The 20410-nt window shown below is 70.5% G+C and carries 16 protein-coding genes; 10 read left to right on the top strand and 6 right to left on the bottom strand.

Annotated features, from left to right (window positions below; genetic code table 11):
- Nucleotides 1-8: 8 nt before the first annotated feature.
- The 4 genes from L0965_RS15400 to L0965_RS15385 all read right to left on the bottom strand — a co-directional run bounded on the left by L0965_RS15400 (nucleotide 9) and on the right by L0965_RS15385 (nucleotide 4458).
- A complete protein-coding gene (locus L0965_RS15400) occupies nucleotides 9-707 on the bottom strand; it encodes a hypothetical protein (RefSeq protein ID WP_101305993.1) in 699 nt (232 codons plus the stop codon).
- A 68-nt stretch (nucleotides 708-775) separates the two neighbouring features.
- A complete protein-coding gene (locus L0965_RS15395; protein ID WP_101305992.1) occupies nucleotides 776-1669 on the bottom strand; it encodes a TatD family hydrolase in 894 nt (297 codons plus the stop codon).
- Nucleotides 1670-1812: 143 nt separating this feature from the next.
- On the bottom strand, nucleotides 1813-3375 hold the full coding sequence (gene metG / locus L0965_RS15390; protein ID WP_101305991.1) for a methionine--tRNA ligase: 1563 nt from the start codon (nucleotides 3373-3375) through the stop codon (nucleotides 1813-1815).
- 69 nt (nucleotides 3376-3444) lie between these two features.
- Entirely contained in the window at nucleotides 3445-4458 is a 1014-nt protein-coding gene (locus tag L0965_RS15385) for a LacI family DNA-binding transcriptional regulator (protein ID WP_060959325.1), read from the bottom strand.
- Between the two features lie 233 nt (nucleotides 4459-4691).
- On the opposite strand from L0965_RS15385, the gene L0965_RS15380 reads away from it, so the two are divergent.
- The 4 genes from L0965_RS15380 (at nucleotide 4692) to L0965_RS15365 (ending at nucleotide 10666) form a co-directional block, all read left to right on the top strand.
- Nucleotides 4692-5945 carry an extracellular solute-binding protein gene (locus L0965_RS15380; protein ID WP_101305990.1) on the top strand — a complete coding sequence of 418 codons (1254 nt, stop codon included), beginning with the start codon at nucleotides 4692-4694 and terminating at the stop codon, nucleotides 5943-5945.
- A gap of 73 nt (nucleotides 5946-6018) precedes the next feature.
- Nucleotides 6019-7650 (top strand): ABC transporter permease subunit, encoded by a 1632-nt coding sequence (locus tag L0965_RS15375; protein WP_101305989.1) that lies wholly within the window; start codon nucleotides 6019-6021, stop codon nucleotides 7648-7650.
- A 1-nt stretch (nucleotide 7651) separates the two neighbouring features.
- On the top strand, nucleotides 7652-8584 hold the full coding sequence (locus L0965_RS15370; RefSeq protein ID WP_101305988.1) for a sugar ABC transporter permease: 933 nt from the start codon (nucleotides 7652-7654) through the stop codon (nucleotides 8582-8584).
- Between the two features lie 132 nt (nucleotides 8585-8716).
- Nucleotides 8717-10666: a glycoside hydrolase family 13 protein gene (locus L0965_RS15365; RefSeq protein ID WP_101305987.1), complete on the top strand. Its 1950-nt coding sequence runs from the start codon at nucleotides 8717-8719 to the stop codon at nucleotides 10664-10666.
- Nucleotides 10667-10679: 13 nt separating this feature from the next.
- Here the strand turns inward: L0965_RS15365 and rsmI are convergent, their stop codons facing one another.
- Nucleotides 10680-11495: a 16S rRNA (cytidine(1402)-2'-O)-methyltransferase gene (gene rsmI, locus L0965_RS15360; protein ID WP_101305986.1), complete on the bottom strand. Its 816-nt coding sequence runs from the start codon at nucleotides 11493-11495 to the stop codon at nucleotides 10680-10682.
- 23 nt (nucleotides 11496-11518) lie between these two features.
- On the opposite strand from rsmI, the gene L0965_RS15355 reads away from it, so the two are divergent.
- A complete protein-coding gene (locus tag L0965_RS15355) occupies nucleotides 11519-13117 on the top strand; it encodes a dolichyl-phosphate-mannose--protein mannosyltransferase (protein WP_101307192.1) in 1599 nt (532 codons plus the stop codon).
- A gap of 55 nt (nucleotides 13118-13172) precedes the next feature.
- Here L0965_RS15355 and L0965_RS15350 read toward each other — a convergent pair whose 3' ends face one another.
- Nucleotides 13173-14000: an aldo/keto reductase gene (locus tag L0965_RS15350; RefSeq protein WP_101305985.1), complete on the bottom strand. Its 828-nt coding sequence runs from the start codon at nucleotides 13998-14000 to the stop codon at nucleotides 13173-13175.
- A gap of 124 nt (nucleotides 14001-14124) precedes the next feature.
- On the opposite strand from L0965_RS15350, the gene L0965_RS15345 reads away from it, so the two are divergent.
- From L0965_RS15345 to hrpA, 5 genes are all read left to right on the top strand, one after another.
- On the top strand, nucleotides 14125-14538 hold the full coding sequence (locus tag L0965_RS15345; protein ID WP_101305984.1) for a hypothetical protein: 414 nt from the start codon (nucleotides 14125-14127) through the stop codon (nucleotides 14536-14538).
- Entirely contained in the window at nucleotides 14538-16151 is a 1614-nt protein-coding gene (locus L0965_RS15340) for an EI24 domain-containing protein (RefSeq protein WP_101305983.1), read from the top strand. Before L0965_RS15345 ends, L0965_RS15340 begins: the two co-directional genes overlap by 1 nt.
- Nucleotides 16151-16618, top strand: a complete 468-nt coding sequence (locus tag L0965_RS15335) for a hypothetical protein (RefSeq protein ID WP_101305982.1) — start codon at nucleotides 16151-16153, stop codon at nucleotides 16616-16618. Before L0965_RS15340 ends, L0965_RS15335 begins: the two co-directional genes overlap by 1 nt.
- A complete protein-coding gene (locus L0965_RS15330; protein WP_101305981.1) occupies nucleotides 16615-17277 on the top strand; it encodes a hypothetical protein in 663 nt (220 codons plus the stop codon). Before L0965_RS15335 ends, L0965_RS15330 begins: the two co-directional genes overlap by 4 nt.
- A gap of 21 nt (nucleotides 17278-17298) precedes the next feature.
- Nucleotides 17299-20410: ATP-dependent RNA helicase HrpA (hrpA, locus tag L0965_RS15325; protein ID WP_234058000.1), on the top strand; the 3112-nt coding region annotated here is incomplete at its 3' end.

The following is a 20410-nucleotide window of genomic DNA, read 5'->3' as shown; positions in this document are numbered from 1 at the left end:
TGCGCGTCTCATCGTGGGAGGGTCGTGATCCCCAGGTCGAGAAACGGCAGACTGTCCCGCGGCAGCACGATCGTGCAGACGACACTGTCGTCTGCACGGAACCCGAAAGCGTAGACGAACGGGTCGGTGTCGATGTGCAGGCCGAAGCGGTCGCGGCCGTCGACGGTGAGCGAGGCCGGGGCCACCGACGTCGGCGTCGCGCGCCAGTCGCCGTCATCCGGGAAACCCGTGGGAATCGCCGGCAGCCCCAGCTCCTCGCGGTAGACGTTACGCAGCACGTCATTGGTGTGGTCGACGAGCAGCTGGGCGAGCGCATGCCTCTCCGGGTCGGGCGACGCATGCCACGCCGTGCGGACGGCGCTCCACAGCATCGGGTATCGAAAGAACTGGGCCTGTTCGACGAGCCAGGCGGGTCGCCCCCACGGCGGTTCCTCCTCGATGGAACGCCGTGTCTGCTCGTCGAGTTCGATCTCATTCCTCGGATCGGACCGGTCCTCGGGGTACCGCCACAGTGTGTAGGAGAACTCCACCGTCAGCTCTTCGTGACCTGCCCACCCCGAACTCTCCGTGAAGCCCGTGATCGGCAGACGTGTGATGCCCGGTTGCGGGCGCAACTGGAAGACCGGGAACGCGACGGCGCGCAGCCGCGCCTCCGAGGCGACTCTCGGATCGGGCGCGTCTTCCGGGAGGACCCCGCCGAACTCCATATCCCCAGTGTGCCGGACGGCGGGCGATGCCGGGGGGCGAGGGGGGCGAGTGGGCCGATCGGCGCCGCTCAGTCCTCGAACGCGCCGTAGACCTCGAGCGTGTTCGCCGCCAACTGCGCGCACAGCTCGTCGAGCGGCATCCCGAGCTCCTCGGCTATGAAGCGCACCGTCACCGGGATCAGGTACGGCGCGTTCGGCCGACCGCGCAGCGGCGTGGGCGTGAGGAACGGCGCGTCGGTCTCGACGAGGATCCGCTCACGCGGCGTCACCGCCAGCGCGTCGCGCAGGTTCTGCGCGTTCTTGAAGGTGATGTTGCCCGCGAAGCTCAGCCAGTAGCCGCGGTCGGCGGCGATGCGCGCCATGTCGGCGTCGCCGGAGAAGCAGTGGAACACCGTCCGCTCGGGGGCACCGACCCGCTCCAGCGTCTCCAGCACGGCCTCGTGCGCGTCGCGGTCGTGGATCTGCATCGCGATGGCGTGCTTCTTCGCCAGCGCGATGTGCGCCTCGAAGCTCTCGAACTGCGCGGGACGTCCCGTCTCGTCGGTGCGGAAGAAGTCCAGCCCCGTCTCGCCGATCGCGCGCACGCGCGGCTGCGCGGCGAGCTCGTCGATCACGGCGATCGCATCGGCGAGCATGCCCCGCTCGGCATATGCGGGTGCCTCGTTGGGATGGATCGCCACCGCCGCGAGCACGCGGGGGTGGGATGCCGCGGCCCACGCCGACCACCGGCTCGATTCGATGTCGCCGCCGGCCTGCACGGCCCCGATCACGTTGACCTCGACCGCGCGACGCAGCTGCTCGTCGAGCGGCAGCCCCTCGCCGTCCTCGATCTCCAGGTGCGTGTGGTTGTCGTACACCGGCACGGGCAGGGGTTCCGGCGCCGGCGGGTACGAGACGTCGCGCGCGCTCTTCTCACGCACGCGGACGTACGTCGACGGATCAACGGCGTCACTCACCGGCATCCCCTCTCTGCTTCGCTCCGGCGCACTGGCCCCGCCGCGTGTCCGTGTCCCACTCTCTGTCGGATAGCGCACCCCCAGGGAGCATCTTTGGGGACATGCCGCGCCGCAAGTGGGACACAGACGGGCGGGACGGGCGGGAACTCCTACTGCTCGATGCGCGGGAACAGCGGCTCGAGCCCGTTCACGCTCGTACCGGGGACGAGCACGCCCCAGTTCCCGGCCTCACGCAGCGGCTGGTCCTGCAGACGCCCCGCATGCCCGAGCGCGACCCACAGCTTCTGCGTCGCCACCGGCATCACCGGGCTGAGCAGCACCGCGAGGGCGCGCAGACCCTCCGCCGCCGTGTACAGCACCGTTGCGAGGCGCGCGCGCTGGGCGTCATCCTTCGCCAGCGCCCACGGCGCGTTCTCGGTGATGTAGCCGTTCAGCGCATCCACGATCGTCCAGATCGCGGCGATGGCCTCGTCGGGACGGAACCGCTCCATCGCCGCATCGGCGGCCGACGCGGCATCCGCCACGATCTTCTGGATGCCGAGGTCGCCCTCCGTGTACGCGGCCGGCGGCGGCACGATGCCCTCGAAGTACTTCTCGATCATCGCGGTCGTGCGCGAGGCGAGGTTGCCGAAACCGTTCGCGAGCTCGGCCTGGTAGCGCGCCGACAGGTCCTCCCACGAGAACGAGCCGTCCTGGCCGAACGCGATCGCCGAGAGGAAGTAGAACCGGTACGCGTCCGAACCGAACACGTCGGTGATCTCGGTCGGGGCGATGCCGGTCAGCTTGGACTTCGACATCTTCTCACCGCCGACGAGCAGCCACCCGTGGGCGAACACTCCGCGGGGCACGTCAAGCCCGGCCGCCATCAGCATGGCGGGCCAGATGACGGCGTGGAAGCGGAGGATGTCCTTGCCGACGACGTGGTAGGCCGGCCAGCGCCGCGCGAACTGGTCGGGATCGGTGCCGTACCCGACCGCGGTCGCGTAGTTGAGCAGCGCGTCGACCCACACGTAGATGACGTGTGACGGGTCCCACGGCACGGTGATGCCCCAGTCGAACGCCGAGCGGGAGATCGACAGGTCCTTGAGCCCGGACCGCACGAACGAGACCACCTCGTTGCGCGCCGACTCGGGCCGCACGAAGTCGGGCTCGGTCTTGTAGAGCTCCAGCAGGCGGTCCTGGAACTCGCTCAGCTTGAAGAAGTAGTTCTTCTCCTGCAGCAGCTCCAACGGCTTGGAGTGGATCGCGCAGACCTTGAGGCCCTCGAACGCCCCGGTGCCGTCGACGATCTCCGCCTCGGGCTTGAACTCCTCGCAGCCGACGCAGTACAGCGCCTCGTACTCGCCCGCGTAGATGTAGCCGCGGTCGTAGAGCGCCTTCACGAACTGCTGCACGCGCTCCTCGTGGCGCGGCTGCGTCGTGCGGATGAAGTCGTCGTTGGCGACGTCGAGCGTCTTCAGCAGCGGGAACCACGACTCGGTGACGAGCTTGTCGACCCACTCCTGCGGCGTCACGCCGTTCGCGGCCGCCGCGCGGAGCATCTTCTGCCCGTGCTCATCGGTGCCGGTGAGCATCCAGGTGTCGTCTCCCGCCTGGCGATGCCAGCGCGCGAGGGTGTCGACGGCGACCGTCGTGTACCCGTGGCCGATGTGCGGCAGATCGCTCGGGTAGTAGATCGGCGTCGTGATGTAGAAGGACTGACCAGATGTCACCCGTCGATTCTAGTTCGGGGCGACTGTCGCCTCCCCCGTGTGACGACGCCGCGGAGCCCTTACGCGCCGTCAGGCGCTCTCGCGGACGATCAGCGTCGTGGGAAGGACGACGGCGTCGCGCTGGCGGCCGGCGATGGCGTCCATGACCATCTCGACCATGGTCGCGCTGATCTGCGCCCAGGGCTGGCGGATCGTGGTCAGAGGCGGCGTGTGCGCCTCGGCGAGACCCGAGTCGTCGAAGCCGGCGAGCGCGATGTCCTGCGGGATGCGACGCCCCTGCGCGGCGAGCGTCTGCGCCGCGCCGACGGCGAGCAGGTCGCTCGCCGCGAACACGGCATCCACGTCGGGGGCACGCTCCAGGAGGCGGGACATCGCCGCGGCGCCGGCGTCGCGCGTGAACGCCACGACCTCGACGAGGTCCTCGTCGAAGCGCTCACCGAGCTCCTCGCGGAAGCCGTCGAGGCGGAAGCGTCCGCTGGGGGTGTCCAGCGGCCCGGTGATCAGGGCGATGCGGCGGTGTCCGGCATCCATGAGGTGCCGCGTCATCGTGCGCGCCGAGCCCACCTCGTCGATTGCGACGTGCGGCACGGCGAGACCTTCCCACAGGGGGATGCCGGAGCACACCGTCGGCACGCCGGCGTTCACGAGCGAGCCGAGCAGATCGTCGGAGTCGTGCGAGGAGACGAGCAGCACGCCGTCGACGTGACCGGCGCGGACGTAGCGTTCGGCGTTGGCCTGCTCGCGCTCGGTGTCGGCGATGAGGAGCACGAGCGTCATCCCCCGCTCGGAGACCGCGTCGGTCGCGCCGCGCAGCAGCAGCGCCATGTTCGGGTCGGACAGGAGGACGTGCTGCGACTCGGTCAGCAGGAAGGCGAGGGAGCCGGTCTTCCCGGTCGCAAGGCTCCGCGCCGCCTGGTTGGTGGTGTAGCCCGTGGAGACGATCGCGGCGTCGACGGCGGCCCGAGCCTCGGGCGACACCCAGTGTCCGCCGTTGAGCACACGCGACACCGTTCCGTACGAGACGCCGGCCGCCGCGGCCACGTCGCGGATGGTCGGCTTCCTCGGCACGTCGCTCGGTGTCACGAGAGCCGACTCTACCGGTGTCTACAACGATTCCCGCTCGAAGAGCACCCCTCACTGTAACCGATCACAGTCGGGAGACTGTAACCGGTCACAGTTCGATAACGAAGCCGTTATCTTTCGATTTCCGACCGCACAATTGAGGGCGTTCGCACCCGGTGCGACATCACCCCAGGGCGGCGGAGCAGCCGAGCTACGGCCCCTCTCCCCCTGTGATCCCAGAGAGAGGCACACCGATGAAGGTGAAGAAGAAGGGCGCCGTCGCCCTCGGACTGCTCGTCGCGTCGGGCATCCTGGCACTGGCCGGCTGCTCCGGCGGCTCGAGTGCACAGCCCACCGGCAGCGCAGACGCGGGGGCCGCGACCAGCGGCCAGCTGACCGTCTGGGTCGACGCCGACCGCGCACGCGCCCTGGAGGACGTCGCGAAGAAGTTCGAGCAGGACAAGGGCGTGAAGGTCAACCTCGTCGTCAAGGACTACGGCAAGATCCGCGACGAGTTCACCGCGCAGGTTCCGACCGGGAAGGGCCCGGACATCACCATCGGCGGCCACGACTGGATCGGCGCGTTCGTCAAGGACGGCATCGTCGCCCCGGTCGAGCTCGGCGACAAGGCCGCCGACTTCGAGAAGGTCGCCGTCGAAGCCGTCACCTACGAAGGCAAGACCTACGGACTGCCCTACGCGATCGAGAACATCGCGGTGCTGCGCAACACCGCGCTGGCCGACTCGACCCCGGCCACCTACGACGAGATGATCGCCAAGGGCCGCGCCGCCGGCACGGAGTACCCGTTCGTCGTCGGACTCGACCCGCAGGCATCCGACCCGTACCACCTCTACCCGTTCCAGACGTCGTTCGGCACCTCGGTGTTCGCCCGCAACGCCGACGGCTCCTACGACGCCGGCAAGCTCACCATCGGCGACGAGGGCGGACAGAAGTTCGCCGCCTGGCTCGCCGCGCAGGGCGACACCGGCACCAAGGTGCTGAACCTGAACCTCTCCGGCGACCTCGCCAAGGAGGCCTTCAACGCCGGCAAGTCGCCGTACTTCCTGACCGGCCCGTGGAACGTCGCGGATGCCCAGAAGGCCGGCATCGACGTCGCCGTCGACGCCATCCCCACCGCGGGCGGCGGCGACGCCCAGCCGTTCGCCGGCGTGCAGACGTTCTTCCTCAGCGCCAAGAGCAGCAACGCCCTCATCGCCAACGAGTTCCTGGTCAACTACATCGCCACCGCCGATGTCCAGACGGCGCTCTTCCAGGCTGGCGGACGTCCGCCGGCACTGACCGCCGCCTTCGAGGCCGCGCAGTCCGACCCGATCGTCGAGGGCTTCGCGAAGGTCGGCGCGAACGCCGTGCCGATGCCCTCGATCCCGCAGATGGGCTCGGTCTGGGACGACTGGGGCAAGACGGAGGCCGCCCTCATCAAGGGCGTCTCCGACCCGACCGCGGAGTGGACCACGATGGCCGACTCGATCACGAGCAAGCTCGGCTGATCCCGCGAGGAGGGGCGGCCGCACCGCCGCCCCTCCTCGACCGCTCCCCCACCCTTTCCGACAGGAGTCGAAGATGACTGGCCCCACCATCGCCGCGCCGCCCCCGACGCGTGCGCCCGAAGACCGCGCCGCCGCTCGGCGCCGCAGACGCGCCGAGGCCTGGGCGGAAGCCGCCGGCGCCGGCTGGAAGGTGTGGCTGGTCAAGATCGTCTGCCTCGGCATCATCGACGCGATGGCGGTCTACGCGATCCTGGTGCTGCTGACCAAGGACAGCCTCCTCGTCGCCGCCGTCGTCGCCCTCGGCATCCTCGCGATCAACGTCGTGTACCTGAAGCCGGGCCTGCTTCCCGCGAAGTACCTGACCCCCGGGCTCGTCTTCCTCTTCGTCTTCCAGATCTTCGTCGTCCTGTACTGCATCTACATCGCCTTCACCAACTACGGCTCGGGTCACGTGTCCAGCAAGGACGATGCGGTCAACGCGCTCCTCATCCAGAACCAGCAGCGCGTCGAGGACTCCGCCGCCTACCCCGTGTCGGTGCTCGAGAAGGACGGCGCCCTCTTCTTCCTGGTCACCACGCCGGACGGACAGGCCGAGATCGGCGGCGCCGACCGGCCTCTCGCCGCGGCGCCGGATGCCGAATTCTCGGGCGACCGCGCCGTCTCGCTCCCCGGCTACACGACGCTGGACTTCGCCCGTCTCGTCGCCGACCAGCAGGCCGTGTCCGCGATGGCCGTGCCCTTCTCGGACGATCCGAACGACGGCACGCTGCAGACCCGCGACGGCTCGACGGCCTACCAGTACGTCTCGACGCTCGTGTGGGACGCGGATGCCGACACGATGACGAACACCGACACCGGTGTCGTCTACACCGACAACGGCAACGGCTCGTTCGCGTCCGCCGACGGGCAGACCCTCGCCACCGGCTGGCAGGTCTGGGTCGGCGGCGACAACTTCGTGCGGGCGTTCACGACCGAGTCCATCCGGGGCCCGTTCCTCGCGGTGCTCGTCTGGACGTTCGTGTTCGCGATCCTGTCGGTGGCGACCACGTTCGCCCTCGGCCTGTTCCTGGCGATCGTGTTCAACGATCCGCGGATGAAGAGCAAGAAGTACTACCGGGTCATCATGATCCTGCCCTACGCCTTCCCCGCCTTCCTGTCCGCCCTGGTCTGGCAGGGCATGTTCAACCAGGACTTCGGCTTCATCAACCAGACGCTCCTGGGCGGGGCGGCGATCCCGTGGCTGCAGGACCCTCTGCTGTCCAAGATCTCCATCCTGGTCGTGAACCTCTGGCTCGGCTTCCCCTACATGTTCCTCGTCACCACGGGGGCGATCCAGGCCATCCCCGACGACATCCAGGAGGCCGGCCGCGTCGACGGCGCGGGTGTGTGGCAGATCTTCCGCCACATCAAGTTCCCGCTGCTGCTGGTGTCGGTCGCGCCGCTGTTGATCTCGTCGTTCGCCTTCAATTTCAACAACTTCAACCTGATCTACATGCTGACCGGCGGCGGGCCGCGGTTCGCGGACGCCTCCATCAACGTGGGCGCGAGCGACATCCTCATCTCGATGGTCTACAAGGTGGCCTTCGTCGGCGCGGAGCGCGACTACGGACTGGCCAGCGCGTTCTCGATCATCATCTTCGTGCTGGTGGCGGTCATCTCCTACCTCAGCTTCCGCCAGACCAAGGTTCTCGAGGAGCTGAACTGACATGACCGTCCCGGACACCCTCCCCCGCACCGCCGAAGCACCGGCGGCACCCGCCGCGACGGCCGCGACGCACCCGCGGCGCCCCTTCGGCCGCTGGTTCCGCGAGACCGGCTGGCGCCACCTCGTCGGCATCGTCATGCTCGTGTTCGCGGCGTTCCCGCTCGTCTACGTGCTGTCGGCGTCGCTGAACCCCGGCGGAACGCTGCTGACGGCCAACAGCCTGTTCGCCAAGGTCGACATCGGCAGCTACATCGCCCTCTTCCAGGATCCGCTGCGGCCCTACGGCAACTGGTTCGTGAACTCCGTGTTCATCGGGCTCACGACCTCGTTCTTCACGGTCGTGCTGTGCGCGCTCGCCGCGTATGCGTTCTCGCGTCTGCGGTTCTCGGGGCGCCGGTTCGGACTGCTCACGCTGCTGCTGGTACAGATGTTCCCGCAGCTGCTCGCCGTCGTCGCGATCTTCCTGCTGATGAGCGCGATCGGCGACATCTTCCCGGCACTGGGACTCAACTCCCAGATCGGACTGATCATGGTCTACCTGGGCGGGGCGCTCGGGGTGAACACGTTCCTCATGTACGGGTTCTTCAACACCGTCCCGGCCTCGATCGACGAGGCCGCGAAGATCGACGGGGCGGGGCACGCCCGCATCTTCTTCACGATCATCCTGCGCCTGGTGGCGCCGGTGCTCGCTGTGATCGGGCTGCTCTCGTTCATCGGCACGATGAACGACTTCCTGATCGCCTCGGTCATCCTCGTCGATCCCGACAAGCAGACGCTGGCCGTGGGGCTGTATCAGTTCGTGTCGCAGGAGACCGCGCGCAACTGGAGCGTCTTCGCCGCCGGGGCCGTGCTCGCCGCCATCCTGCCGATGGCGCTCTTCCTGTCGCTGCAGCGCTTCATCGTCGGCGGCCTCACGGCCGGCTCGGTGAAGTAGGGCTCCGCCGCTCGGCGGCGCCAGCAGACCACACGCCACCAGTACACAATCAGAGGGCTCTGTCACGGACCTCCGTGCAACCACGTCGCATCCATCGCCGACGTGCGCGTCGGCATCCTTCCGGAGGTTCTCATGATCGATCCCGCACGCCCGCACCACGACGGCTCGCCGTTGCACGTCTCGCACGCCGACCCCGCGCTGGGCGACGAGGTCACCGTCCGCCTGCGCGTCCCCGCGCACTACGGACCGGTCGTCCGCGTCGTCGTGCGCAGCAACCCGGACCACGAGCCGGCCTGGGTCGAGGCCGTGCACGACGGCACCGCCGAGGGATGGGAGTGGTGGTCGGCGCGCATCGTGGTCGCCAACCCCCGCCACGGCTACCGCTTCCACCTCGTCGCGGCGGACGGCCGGGTCGAGGTGCTCAGCCAGGCAGGACTGTCCGACATCGACGCCCTCGATGCGCAGGACTTCGCCCTGGTCGCCGGGAACCCGCCGCCCACCTGGATGACCGACACCGTGCTGTACCAGATCTTCCCGGACCGCTTCGCGCGCTCCGCCGCGGCGGACGATCGCCCCGCCCCGCCGTGGGCGCTGCCGGCGGCGTGGGACGAACCGCTGGATCCGACCCACCCCGGTCGCAGCCGCCAGCTCTACGGCGGCGACCTGGACGGTGCCGTCGAGAAGCTCGACCACCTCGTCGACCTCGGCGTCACGGCGCTCTACCACACGCCCGTCTTCCCGGCCGAGTCCAACCACCGCTACGACGCGTCCCGTTTCGACCTCATCGATCCGCTGCTCGGCGGCGACGACGCGTATCGCCGGCTCATCACGGCGGCGCACGGCCGCGGCATCCGCGTGATCGGCGACCTGACGACCAACCACTCCGGAGTGGCGCACGAGTGGTTCCGCGCCGCCTACGGGTCTCCGGAGGCCCCCGAAGCCGCGTTCTACTACTTCCGCGACGAGGCCCACACCGTTTACGAGACCTGGCTGGATGCCGCGACGCTGCCCAAGTTCGACTGGAGCTCGGCGGAGCTGCGCCGCCGCTTCATCGAGGGCCCCGAGTCGGTCGTCGCCCGCTGGCTGACGGCCCCCTACGGCATCGACGGGTGGCGCATCGACGTCGCCAACATGACGGGCCGTCTCGGCGCCGAGGACCGCAACGCGCAGGTACGCCAGACACTGCGACGCACCATGGTCGAGGTGGCGCACGACACCCTGCTGCTCGCGGAGTCCACCAACGACGCGGCGAGCGACCTGCAGGGCGACGCCTGGCACGGCGGGATGACGTATCCGGCGTTCACCCGGGGCGTCTGGGCCTGGCTGGCCGAACCGCGCTCCCTCCCGCACCGCGGGTTCGACGGGCGCGTCACCGACGAGATGTGGTTCTTCGGTCTGCCGACGGGGATGCCGCACTACACCGCGGAGCAGTTCGTCCGACAGCTGCAGCGCTTCACGAGCCAGATCCCGTGGCGCGTGCAGCTGGGCACCATGAACGCACTCGACACCCACGACACGGCCCGTTTCGCGACGTACGCGACGGAGGAGTCGATCGTGCCGGCGGTGGGGCTGTCGATGACCCTCCCCGGCATCCCGGTCGTCTACGCGGGCGACGAGTTCGGCCTCGAGGCGGTCGACGGCGAGATGAGCCGGACGCCGATCCCCTGGGACCGGGCCGACGAGCCCGCGATCGCCGCCCGCATCGCGCTCTACCGCGAGCTCATCGGGCTGCGCCGAGGCCACCGCGCACTCTCGACCGGCGGCCTGCGCTGGCTGCACGCCGACGCCGGCTCCGTCGCCTTCGTGCGCGAGAGCGCCGAAGAGGCGGTGCTCGTGGTCGCCGCCTCCACCGACCTCGACGTGATCCTGCCCAGCGGCGCGCTCATCGGCGCCGACGCGGCACGGCCGCTGTACGGCGCGGTCCGCCTCGACGCCGACCCGAGCGGCGCGGTGCGGCTGCGCGGCACGGGCGCGTCGTTCGCCGCGTGGGCGCTTCCCGGCGTCGACGCGCCCGCCGCCCGCGCGACGTCCGCCGAATCCACGCCGGAGGCGTTCGCCCAGCTCGGCGGACCGGAGCTCTGACCGGATCCCCCGGTCATCGGGCGGCGAGCACCGCCTGGTAGAGGTCGCGGCTCGACAGCCCCGTCGCGGCCGCGACCTCGGCCGCCGCATCCTTCAGCCGCACACCGTCGGCCACGAGCGCCTGCACGTGTGCGACGGCGTCCGCGGCGGACACCTCCCGGGCGGGCGCGCCGCCCACCACGAGGACGATCTCGCCGCGGACGCCGCCGGACGCCCACGCCGCCAGCGCCCCGACGCCGTCGCGCACGACCTCCTCGTGGAGCTTCGTGAGCTCACGGCACAGCGCCGCGGGGCGGTCGGCGCCGAACGCGGCGGCCATGGCGTCCAGCGTCTCCGCGACCCGTGAGGGCGCCTCGAAGAAGACCATCGTGCGCGGCTCCGCGGCGAGCAGACCCAGTGCACGCGTCCGCTCCCCCGCCTTGCGCGGAAGGAAACCCTCGAAGGTGAACCGGTCGGTCGGCAGCCCTGCCACGGCGAGCGCGGTCACCACCGCGCTCGGACCGGGCAGTGCGGTCACGGTCACGCCTTGCGCGACCGCCTCCGCGACCAGGCCGAATCCGGGGTCGCTGACGGTGGGCATGCCGGCGTCGCTGAGGACGAGCAGGTCTTCGTCGCGGGCACGGGCGACGAGCTCGGCCGCGCGCTGCTTCTCGTTGTGGTCGTGGAGCGCCACGAGGCGGGGCCGATTGGCGATGCCGAGCGCCTGCAGCAGCCGCACCGTCGTGCGGGTGTCCTCCGCCGCGATCACCGTCGCCTGCTCCAGGGCCGCGACCAGCCGCGGCGAGGCGTCGCCCAGGTTGCCGATGGGAGTCGCGCCGAGGATGATCACCGCTTCAGCTTAGGCTTGTGGCCGTGTCGACCACCGCCGAGTCGCTTCCGCCGCTGCTGCCGCCCGCGCGCACGTCCGCCTACGACCGCTGGCGCGAGCGCGTCGCCGCCGAGCCCCGCCTCCAGCGGCTGTACGCCTGGCTGGCGCCGCTGCTGGTCACGCTGCTCGCCGGCATCCTGCGCTTCGGGAACCTGGGGCATCCGCACGCCCTCGTCTTCGACGAGACGTACTACGTGAAAGACGCGTGGAGCCAGTGGAACCTGGGCTACGCCGCGACCTGGCCGGACGGCGCCGACGCACGCTTCGCGGCGGGCGAGACCGGCATCTTCACGACGGATCCGAGCTTCGTCGTGCACCCGCCGCTGGGCAAGTACCTCATCGGCATCGGGATGTGGCTGTTCGGCCCGGACAGCTCGTTCGGGTGGCGGTTCATGACCGCTCTGTTCGGCACGGCGTTGGTGCTGCTGCTGTTCCTGGTCGCCAAGACCCTCACCGGCTCGACCGTGTTCGCGACCGTGACGTCGTTCCTGCTGGCGATCGACGGTCTGGGGATCGTGATGAGCCGGGTGGCCCTGCTCGACGTGTTCCTCGCGTTCTTCGTGCTCCTCGCTTTCTGGTTCGCGCTCCTCGACCGCCGCCGCCATCTCGATCGCCTCGCCGCCGCGACGGTCGCGCTCCGGTCCGACGACGCCCCGCCGGCGTGGGGCGCCGTGCTGTGGAACCGCCCGTGGATCATCGCGGCCGGCGCCGCGGCGGGAGCGGCGACGGCCGTCAAATGGTCGGGCGTGTGGGTGCTCGCCGGGATCGGGATCTACCTCGTCGTCACCGACGCCCTCGAACGCCGCCGGCTCGGGGTGACCTTCTGGCCGATGGATGCCGTGCGGCAGGGGCTCGTCTCGTTCGTGCTGCTGGTGCCCGCCGCCGCCGTCGTCTACCTGGGCTCGTGGAGCGGATGGCTGCTCAGCGACGGCGGTTACGACCGCAACGCCGCCGAGATCAGCCCCGCCACGGGACTGTTCTCCTGGGTGCCGCTGCCCATCCAGAGCCTGTGGACCTATCACCAGACGATCTACGGATCGATGGTCGGGATGACATCTCCCCACAGCTACTCCAGCGCCGCCTGGGCGTGGCCGTTCCTGTGGCGGCCGACCTCGATGTACGCCTTCTCCAGCGCCGACGGGCAGAACGGGTGCACCGGCGACAACGGCTGTCTGCAGATCCTCTACAGCATGCCGAACCCGCTGCTGTGGTACGCCTCGGTGATCGCGGCCCTCTACCTCGTCTACCGTTTCGCGGTCGATCGCAACTGGCGCCACGCGGTCGTGCTCGTGGGCATCGCGGCCACGTGGGTGCCGTGGCTGCTGTACCCCGAGCGGACCGTGTTCCAGTTCTACACGATCGCGATCTGGCCGTTCCTGCTGCTGGCGCTCGCGTTCGCGCTCCGCGAGATCGCCGGTGCGGCCCATGCCGAACCCACGCGCCGCACGGCCGGACAGCGCGTGGTGATCGTGTTCCTCGTCGTCGCCGTCGTCCTGTCGGCGTTCTGGTATCCGCTCTGGTCGGCGATGCAGGTGCCGTACGACTTCTACCGGCTGCACAACTGGATGCAGGGCTGGGTCTGACCCCGCGCGCGAGCTCCACCGGGGCGACGGGATGCCGCCCCGGTGGAGCCGGGCATCAGTTGACCTCGTCCGGGTGGGCCGAGACGCGACCGCCGCGCTCGAGCGCCGTGATGGCCGCCGCCTCGTCCGCGGTCAGCGCGAAGTCGAACAGGTCGAGGTTCTCGCGGATGCGCTCGGGGTTGTTCGACTTCGGGAAGATGATGTGGCCCTGCTCGATGTGCCAGCGCAGCACGACCTGGGCGGGCGTCTTGCCGTGGGCCGCGGCCGCGGCGGCGACGGGCTCCTCGTCGAACAGCGGGTACTTGCCCTGACCGAGCGGGCCCCACGCCTCGATGAGGATGCCGTGCTCCTTCGCGAACGACGTGACGTCGCGCTGCTGGTAGGCCGGGTGCAGCTCGATCTGGTCGACGGCGGGGGTGACGCCCGTCGCCGCGATGATCTCGGACAGGTGCGCGGGCAGGTGGTTCGAGACGCCGATGCTGCGCGCCTTGCCGGCGTCGCGGATCTGCACCATCTTCTCCCACGCGTTGACGTAGGCACCGTTGGCCGGCGCCGGCCAGTGCACGAGGTACAGGTCGACGGCCTCGAGGCCGAGCTTCTCGAGGCTCTCGTCGATCGCGGCGAGCGGCTCGTCGCCCCGCTGGCGGTCGTTCCACAGCTTGGTGGTCACGAACAGTTCGTCCCGCGACAGACCGCTCGCGGCGATGGCACGGCCCACGCCCTCCTCGTTGCCGTAGATGGCGGCCGTGTCGATGTGGCGGTAGCCCGCCTCGAGCGCGTCGGAGACGATCCTCTCGGTCTGCGCCGGGTCGACCTTGAAGACGCCGAAGCCGAGCTGGGGGATGGTGTGACCGTCGTTGAGTGTCAGGAGGGGAATCGTCATGTCCTCCAGCGTAGGTGCGCCCGATCGCCCCGCGGGCGGATGCCGCGGCATCCGGGGCATGGGTTGTTCTCCCCATCGCGACGCGTCGAGGGCTCCCCTAGGTTGTCAGGAGGGAGGCGGACAGATGAGCGATCTGAAGATCGATGTGAGCGAGGTCCTGTCGAGCGCGTCGCGCGCCGAGAGGATCGCGGGCGACTTCTCGACGGCCGAGCGCATCGCCGACGAGACGGCGGGCTACACGGGTCACGACGGGCTGGCCGGCAAGGTCCGCGACTTCGGCGGCAAGTGGGACATCGCGCGCGGGAAGCTGGAGGACAACCTCACGTTCATCGCGGACTACCTGCGCGCGGTCGTCGACACCTTCGAGGACCTCGACACCGACCTGGCCGCCGCGGTGCAGCAGAGCCGGTCGGGCGACGCCGCGGCCGCCGCCGACGTGCGCGACGCGGCCTCCGCGACCCCCACGCCCGCGCCCGCCCCCGTCCCGACGCCGACACCGGGCCCGGCACCGACGCCCCCGACGGACGGAGACCGCTGATGACCCTTCCCGGCAACCCCGACGCGCTGGCCGAGCGCGCGGCGACCTACGTCTCGTCGGCCAGCCGCATCGAACGCGCCGCCGACGACCTCCGGGCGCTCGCGTATGCGAGCACCGCCCGCTCGTTGGACGCGATCCGCGAGCGCAGCGGCCAGGTGGCCGGAGACCTGAGCGCCGCCCACGGCCGTTACGCGGGCACGGCGCATGCGCTGGTCGAGTATGCGGCGGCGCTTCGCGACGCCCACCGCAAAGCCGACGAGGCCGACGCGAGCGAGGCGTACGCCGAGCGGCACGCCGGCAGCGCGGGCACGCAGGTCTCCGCGCTCGACCGGCACGTGCGCAGCCTGGAGCAGTCGGCCGCCCCCGCCGCGAACATCGAGACCGCGGAGCGTCAGCTCGCCGACGCGCGCGCCGCGGCCCGACGGTACGACGACGCCGCCTCGGCGGCTCGCGAGGCCCACGAACAGGCGCGACGCGACATGGAGCAGGCGGCGCAGCGCGCGATGGCGCTCATCGACAGCGCCATCGATGCGACCAACGAGGGGTGGCTCGATCGCGTCGGCAACTTCTTCGAGGGTCTCGGCTCGTTCTTCGCCGATCTGGCGAAGTGGGTCGGCGACTTCCTTCAGGATCTGTGGGACGAGCTCCAGCGACTCGTCTCGACCGTGCTCGCCCTGGTGGGGACCGTCCTGATCCTCGCGCTGGTCTATGCGCTGCTCTCGCTCATCCCCGTGATCGGTCCGCTCATCGCGGCCCTGGTGGTCGGACTGCTCGCGGGGTTCCTCCTCTCGAGCATCCTCTCGGACGTCCTCAAGCCCACCCCGCAGGTGAGCGAGTACGACCGCACCCGGCGGGAGAAGCGCGATTCGCAGGGCGAGCCCACCGATCTCGCGCACGCCATCAAGGATGCCGGCTACGTCGACTCCCTCGGCCACTACACCGCCGACAGCGCCGACGAGACCGTCATCAAGGTCACGAAGGTGGTCGACGCCGACGGGGTCGTGCGGTGGCGTGTCGCTCTGCCGAGCACGCAGGAGTGGCTCTCGCGGTTCAACGGCGACCAGGGAGCGGTCAACGACCTCGACAGCAACCTCGCCCTCATGCTCACGCCCTCCCTGCGCTCGCAGTACGAGCGCGCGGTCCTGCAGGCGATGCAGCAGGCCGGGGTGGGGCCGGACGACCCGGTGATGCTCGTCGGCTTCAGCCAAGGCGGGATCATGGCGGGCCACCTCGCGGCCTACAACTCCGACTACAACTGGGATGCGGTCGTGGTCGCCGGCGCACCGATCGACAGCATGCCCATCCCGTCCTCGACGACCGTGGTCTCGGTGCAGCACGACGGCGACCCGGTGCCGCGCCTCGACTCGGTGATCTCCCTCGGCACCGGCGGATACGCCCAGCAGCGGCCGAACTGGACGACGATCAACACGCCGTCGCCTCTGGCGGCTCAGGGCGTCGGCGGCATCCACAACGCCTCCGCCTACAACTCGACGCTGCAGAGCCAGATCGATCGGGTGCCGCCCGCCACGCAGGACGATCTCAACGCGTACTTCATCGGCGACGGCAGCACGTACGGTTATGACACGACCTACTACTCCTGGCAGGAGAAATGATGCCCGGAACGACTCGACTCGCCGTCGCCGCGGCCGCCGCGGTCCTCGCGGTGGCGGCGCTCACCGCATGCACCGGCGGAGGCGGCGCGCCCGCCGCGTCCAGCGCCGCACAGGAAGGAACCGACGTGGATCTGCAGAGCGTCTACGCCGCCGTCGCGGCGGCCGATCCGGGGGTCGAGGATCCGCTGGGCACCGTGAGCACCTCCGGCATGGCGAAGACCCTGTCGGTGAGCGTGCTGGTGCCCGCCGACGAGCCGGTCACCGCCGAGCGCCTCGTGGCGATCTTCGTCGCGATCCGCGACACCACGCCCGCGAGCATCGAGACGGTCACCGTGATCGCCCGCGATGCCGCAGACGAGGAGAAGATCGTCGACCTGTCCGCGGCGGTCGCGGGACTCCCCGACGATGTGACGGCGCTGCACGACGGCGGCGTCACGCTCAGTCGCGTCGACCTCGAGAAGCTGTGAGCGACGACGCCGTCCCGGAGCTCGTGTTCCGCCTCGTCGGCACCTGGTGGCCCGTGGCGCTGGACAGCGACGAGGAGGCGCGCGCCTCGGCGACCGACGTCGCCCGTGGCACGCTCGGCACCGCCGATCAGCACGCGACGGCCCGCCGTCGGATGCGCGACGACCTCGTGGAGGCGGCGCGGGCCGCGCGCGAGGCGCACGGACGACTGCTGCTGCTGCAGACGGAGCTCGGTCCCGGCGAGACGATGTCGGCCATGCTGACGCTGTTCGACGACGATCGCCTCCGCATGAGCCCGTCGATCGGCACGAACCCGCAGCACGTGCTGGCGGTGCTCGAAGAGGCCCTGCCCACCATCGCGCCCGACATGGCTGCGACCGCCGTGCGACGCCCGTTCTCCGACGGAGAGGTCGTCCGCGCGCATCGCGTGGACGAGTCGGTCGAGTTCGAGGACGGTGCCCCGTTCACCCAGCGGCGGCTGGTCGCGCAGTACTGGTATCCCGTGCCGGACTCGAAGAAGCTGAGCCTCGTCGTGCTGTCGACCCCGCTCGGCGACATCCCGAACGCGCTCCTCGCCTACTTCGACGCGATCGTCGAGGTCTCGGGGTTTCGCCCGGCATCCGCGCCCGTCGTGGACCACGCGGGCACCGTGGCGCGCTGACGCGCAATACGATGGAGGGCTATGCCTCCCGTCGCCCCCGTGATCTCCTACCCTCCGGAGCTGCCCGTCAGCGCCGCGCGGGAGGAGATCTCGCGCGCCATCGCGACGCATCAGGTGGTCATCGTCGCCGGCGCGACCGGTTCGGGCAAGACGACGCAGCTGCCGAAGATCTGCCTGGAGCTCGGCCGCACCCGCATCGCCCACACCCAGCCGCGCCGCATCGCCGCACGCACGATCGCGGAACGCATCGCGCACGAGCTGCAGGTTCCCCTCGGCGGCGCCGTCGGCTACAAGGTGCGCTTCACCGATCACGTCTCCGATGAGACGCAGGTCGCTCTGGTCACCGACGGCATCCTGCTCAACGAGATCCACCGCGACCGGTTGCTGCGCCGCTACGACACGATCATCATCGACGAGGCGCACGAGCGGTCGTTGAACATCGACTTCCTCCTGGGCTACCTCGCCCGGATCCTCCCGGAGCGTCCCGACCTCAAGGTCGTGATCACGTCGGCGACGATCGACCCGGAGAGCTTCGCACGGCACTTCGCGGATGCGGAGGGCACCCCCGCGCCGATCGTCGAGGTCTCCGGCCGCACGTACCCGGTCGAGATCCGCTACCGTCCGCACGTCCCCGAGGCCCCGGTCGCCGACCGAGGCCCGAACGCCACCCCGGTCGCCGACCGAGGCCCGAACGCCGCCCCGGTCGTTGAGCGAGGCCCGAAGGGCCGAGTCGAAACGCCCGCCGACGGCGACGACGTCGACGCGCTGCTCGCCGCGCTGCGCGAGCTCGATCGCGAGGCCGACGGTGACGTGCTCGTCTTCCTGCCCGGTGAAGCCGAGATCCGCGACGCGATGGATGCCGTGCGCGGCATGTACGCAAGAGACACCCGCCCGACCGAGGTCCTCCCCCTCTACGGCCGTCTGTCGGCGGCGGAGCAGCACCGCGTCTTCGAGCCGTCCGGCGTCGCCGGGGTGCGGCGCCGGGTCATCCTCGCCACCAACGTCGCCGAGACGAGCCTCACCGTCCCCGGCATCCGCTACGTCGTCGACGCGGGCACCGCGCGCATCTCGCGCTACAGCGTCCGCTCCAAGATCCAGCGCCTGCCGATCGAGGCCATCTCGCAGGCCTCGGCGCAGCAGCGCTCCGGCCGTGCGGGACGCACGTCGCACGGCATCGCGATCCGGCTGTACGGCGAGGACGACTTCCGCTCGCGGCCGGAGTACACCGAGCCCGAGATCCTCCGCACGTCGCTCGCGTCGGTCATCCTGCAGATGCTCTCCCTCGGATTCGGCGACATCGAGGACTTCCCGTTCCTGACCAAGCCCGACAGCCGCGGGGTCAAGGCTGCGTTCGACCTGCTCACCGAGCTGCGCGCCGTCACGCCGTCGCGGCGGCTGACGTCGCTCGGACGCGAGATCGCACGCCTCCCGATCGATCCGCGGTTCGCGCGCATGCTGATCGAGGCGCGGCGCCTGCAGGTGTTGCCCGACGTCTTGGCCATCGTGGCCGGGCTGTCCATCCAGGACGTGCGCGAGCGGCCGTCGGTGGAGGACGGCGCCGGACGCGAGCAGGCCGATCGGCTCCACGCGCGGTTCACCGACCCGACCAGTGATTTCCTCACCCTGCTCAACCTCTGGAACCACCTGCAGCAACAGCAGCGTGAGCTCGGGTCGAGCGCGTTCCGGCGGTTGTGCCGCAGTGAGTTCCTGAACTACGTCCGCGTGCGCGAGTGGGTCGACGTGCACCGACAGCTGCGTCAGCTGATGGGCACGTCCTCGCGCACCGCCGCGGGCGACTCGCCGCGCACCGACGGGAGCGCCGCCGATCCCGCCCTGGTCCATCGCGCCATCCTCGCGGGGCTGCTCTCCCACATCGGCATCCTCGACACCCGCTCCGTGGCGGCGAAGGCCAGCGGCCGGCCCGCCGACAAGCGCAAGCCGATCCCGGTGTTCCGCGGCGCACGCGGGAGCGCGTTCGCGATCTTCCCCGGTTCGGCGCTGCGCAAGGCCACCCCCGACGCCGTCATGGCCGCCGAGCTCGTCGAGACGTCGCGTCTGTTCGCGCGCACCGTGGCGGCGATCGATCCGGCGTGGGCCGAGGAGCTCGCCGGCGATCTCGCCCACCGCCAGCTGAGCGATCCGCACTGGTCGAAGGATGCCGGCGCCGCCGTCGCCGCGGAGAAGGTCACGCTCTTCGGCGTCGAGATCATCCCCCGCCGGCGGGTGCAGCTGGCGAGGATCGACCGGCCGCTGGCACGCGAGCTGTTCGTGCGGCACGCGCTCGTCGACGGCGACTGGAACAGCCAGCACCTCGACAAGCGGCTGACGGCCTTCGAACGGCGCAACCTCGACCTGCGTCGCCGCCTCGAGAAGGTGGAGGAGCGCGAGCGCCGCCGCGACATCCTGGTCGGAGACGAGGCCGTCTTCGCCTTCTACGACTCCCGCCTGCCGTCCGACGTGTTCGATGTGCGCTCGTTCGAGTCGTGGTGGCGCGACGCCTCGGCGCGCACCCCGCGGCTGCTCGACATGACCGAGGCCGACCTGCAGGGCGACGCGTCGCGTTCCGATGAGCGCGCGTTCCCGGGCCGGTGGCATCAGGGCGATCAGGTGCTCTCCCTCGCGTACCGCTTCGAGCCGGGCGATCCCGAGGACGGCGTGAGCGTGGTCGTCCCGCTTCCGCTGCTGGCGGGGCTCCGACCGGACGGCTTCGACTGGCAGGTCCCGGGGCTGCGCGCGGAACTGACCACCGCGCTGCTGAAGGCGCTGCCCAAGGCGATCCGCCGCCACGTGGTGCCGGCCGCCGACTGGGCGGCCCGCCTCGGCGAGGAGCTCAGCGACGCCGGGCCCGAGCATCACGACGGGCTTCCGCCGCAGACGCTGCGCGCCGCCCTCGCGACCCGCATCCAGCGCATCGCGAACCAGCCGGTGACGGTCGCCGATTTCGACCTCGACCGCGTGCCCTCCCACCTGCTCGTGACGTTCCGCGCCGTCGACCACCGCGGCCGCTCGGTCGGCACCTCGCGCGATCTGGGCGAGCTGCAGGATCGGCTCGCGAGCCGTGCCCGTGAGCAGGTGGCGCGCACCCTCGCGCGCGAGACGCCGCCCGCGGCCCGCGTCGCACGGGCGGCGGCCG

The sequence above is a fragment of the Microbacterium sp. NFH-22A-Y genome (assembly GCF_021401375.1).
GTDB classification, from domain to species: domain Bacteria; phylum Actinomycetota; class Actinomycetes; order Actinomycetales; family Microbacteriaceae; genus Microbacterium; species Microbacterium hominis.
Note: the sequence above shows the minus strand (reverse complement) of the source record. Positions and strands in the feature narration are given on the sequence as shown.

Coding starts and splice junctions, on each gene's coding strand:
- L0965_RS15400 (WP_101305993.1), bottom strand. CDS start 707: ATGGAGTTCGGCGGGGTCCTCCCGGAAGACGCGCCCGATCCGAGAGTC.
- L0965_RS15395 (WP_101305992.1), bottom strand. CDS start 1,669: ATGCCGGTGAGTGACGCCGTTGATCCGTCGACGTACGTCCGCGTGCGT.
- L0965_RS15340 (WP_101305983.1), top strand. CDS start 14,538: ATGACCCTTCCCGGCAACCCCGACGCGCTGGCCGAGCGCGCGGCGACC.
- L0965_RS15365 (WP_101305987.1), top strand. CDS start 8,717: ATGATCGATCCCGCACGCCCGCACCACGACGGCTCGCCGTTGCACGTC.
- L0965_RS15345 (WP_101305984.1), top strand. CDS start 14,125: ATGAGCGATCTGAAGATCGATGTGAGCGAGGTCCTGTCGAGCGCGTCG.
- L0965_RS15380 (WP_101305990.1), top strand. CDS start 4,692: ATGAAGGTGAAGAAGAAGGGCGCCGTCGCCCTCGGACTGCTCGTCGCG.
- L0965_RS15370 (WP_101305988.1), top strand. CDS start 7,652: ATGACCGTCCCGGACACCCTCCCCCGCACCGCCGAAGCACCGGCGGCA.
- L0965_RS15335 (WP_101305982.1), top strand. CDS start 16,151: ATGCCCGGAACGACTCGACTCGCCGTCGCCGCGGCCGCCGCGGTCCTC.
- L0965_RS15350 (WP_101305985.1), bottom strand. CDS start 14,000: ATGACGATTCCCCTCCTGACACTCAACGACGGTCACACCATCCCCCAG.
- L0965_RS15375 (WP_101305989.1), top strand. CDS start 6,019: ATGACTGGCCCCACCATCGCCGCGCCGCCCCCGACGCGTGCGCCCGAA.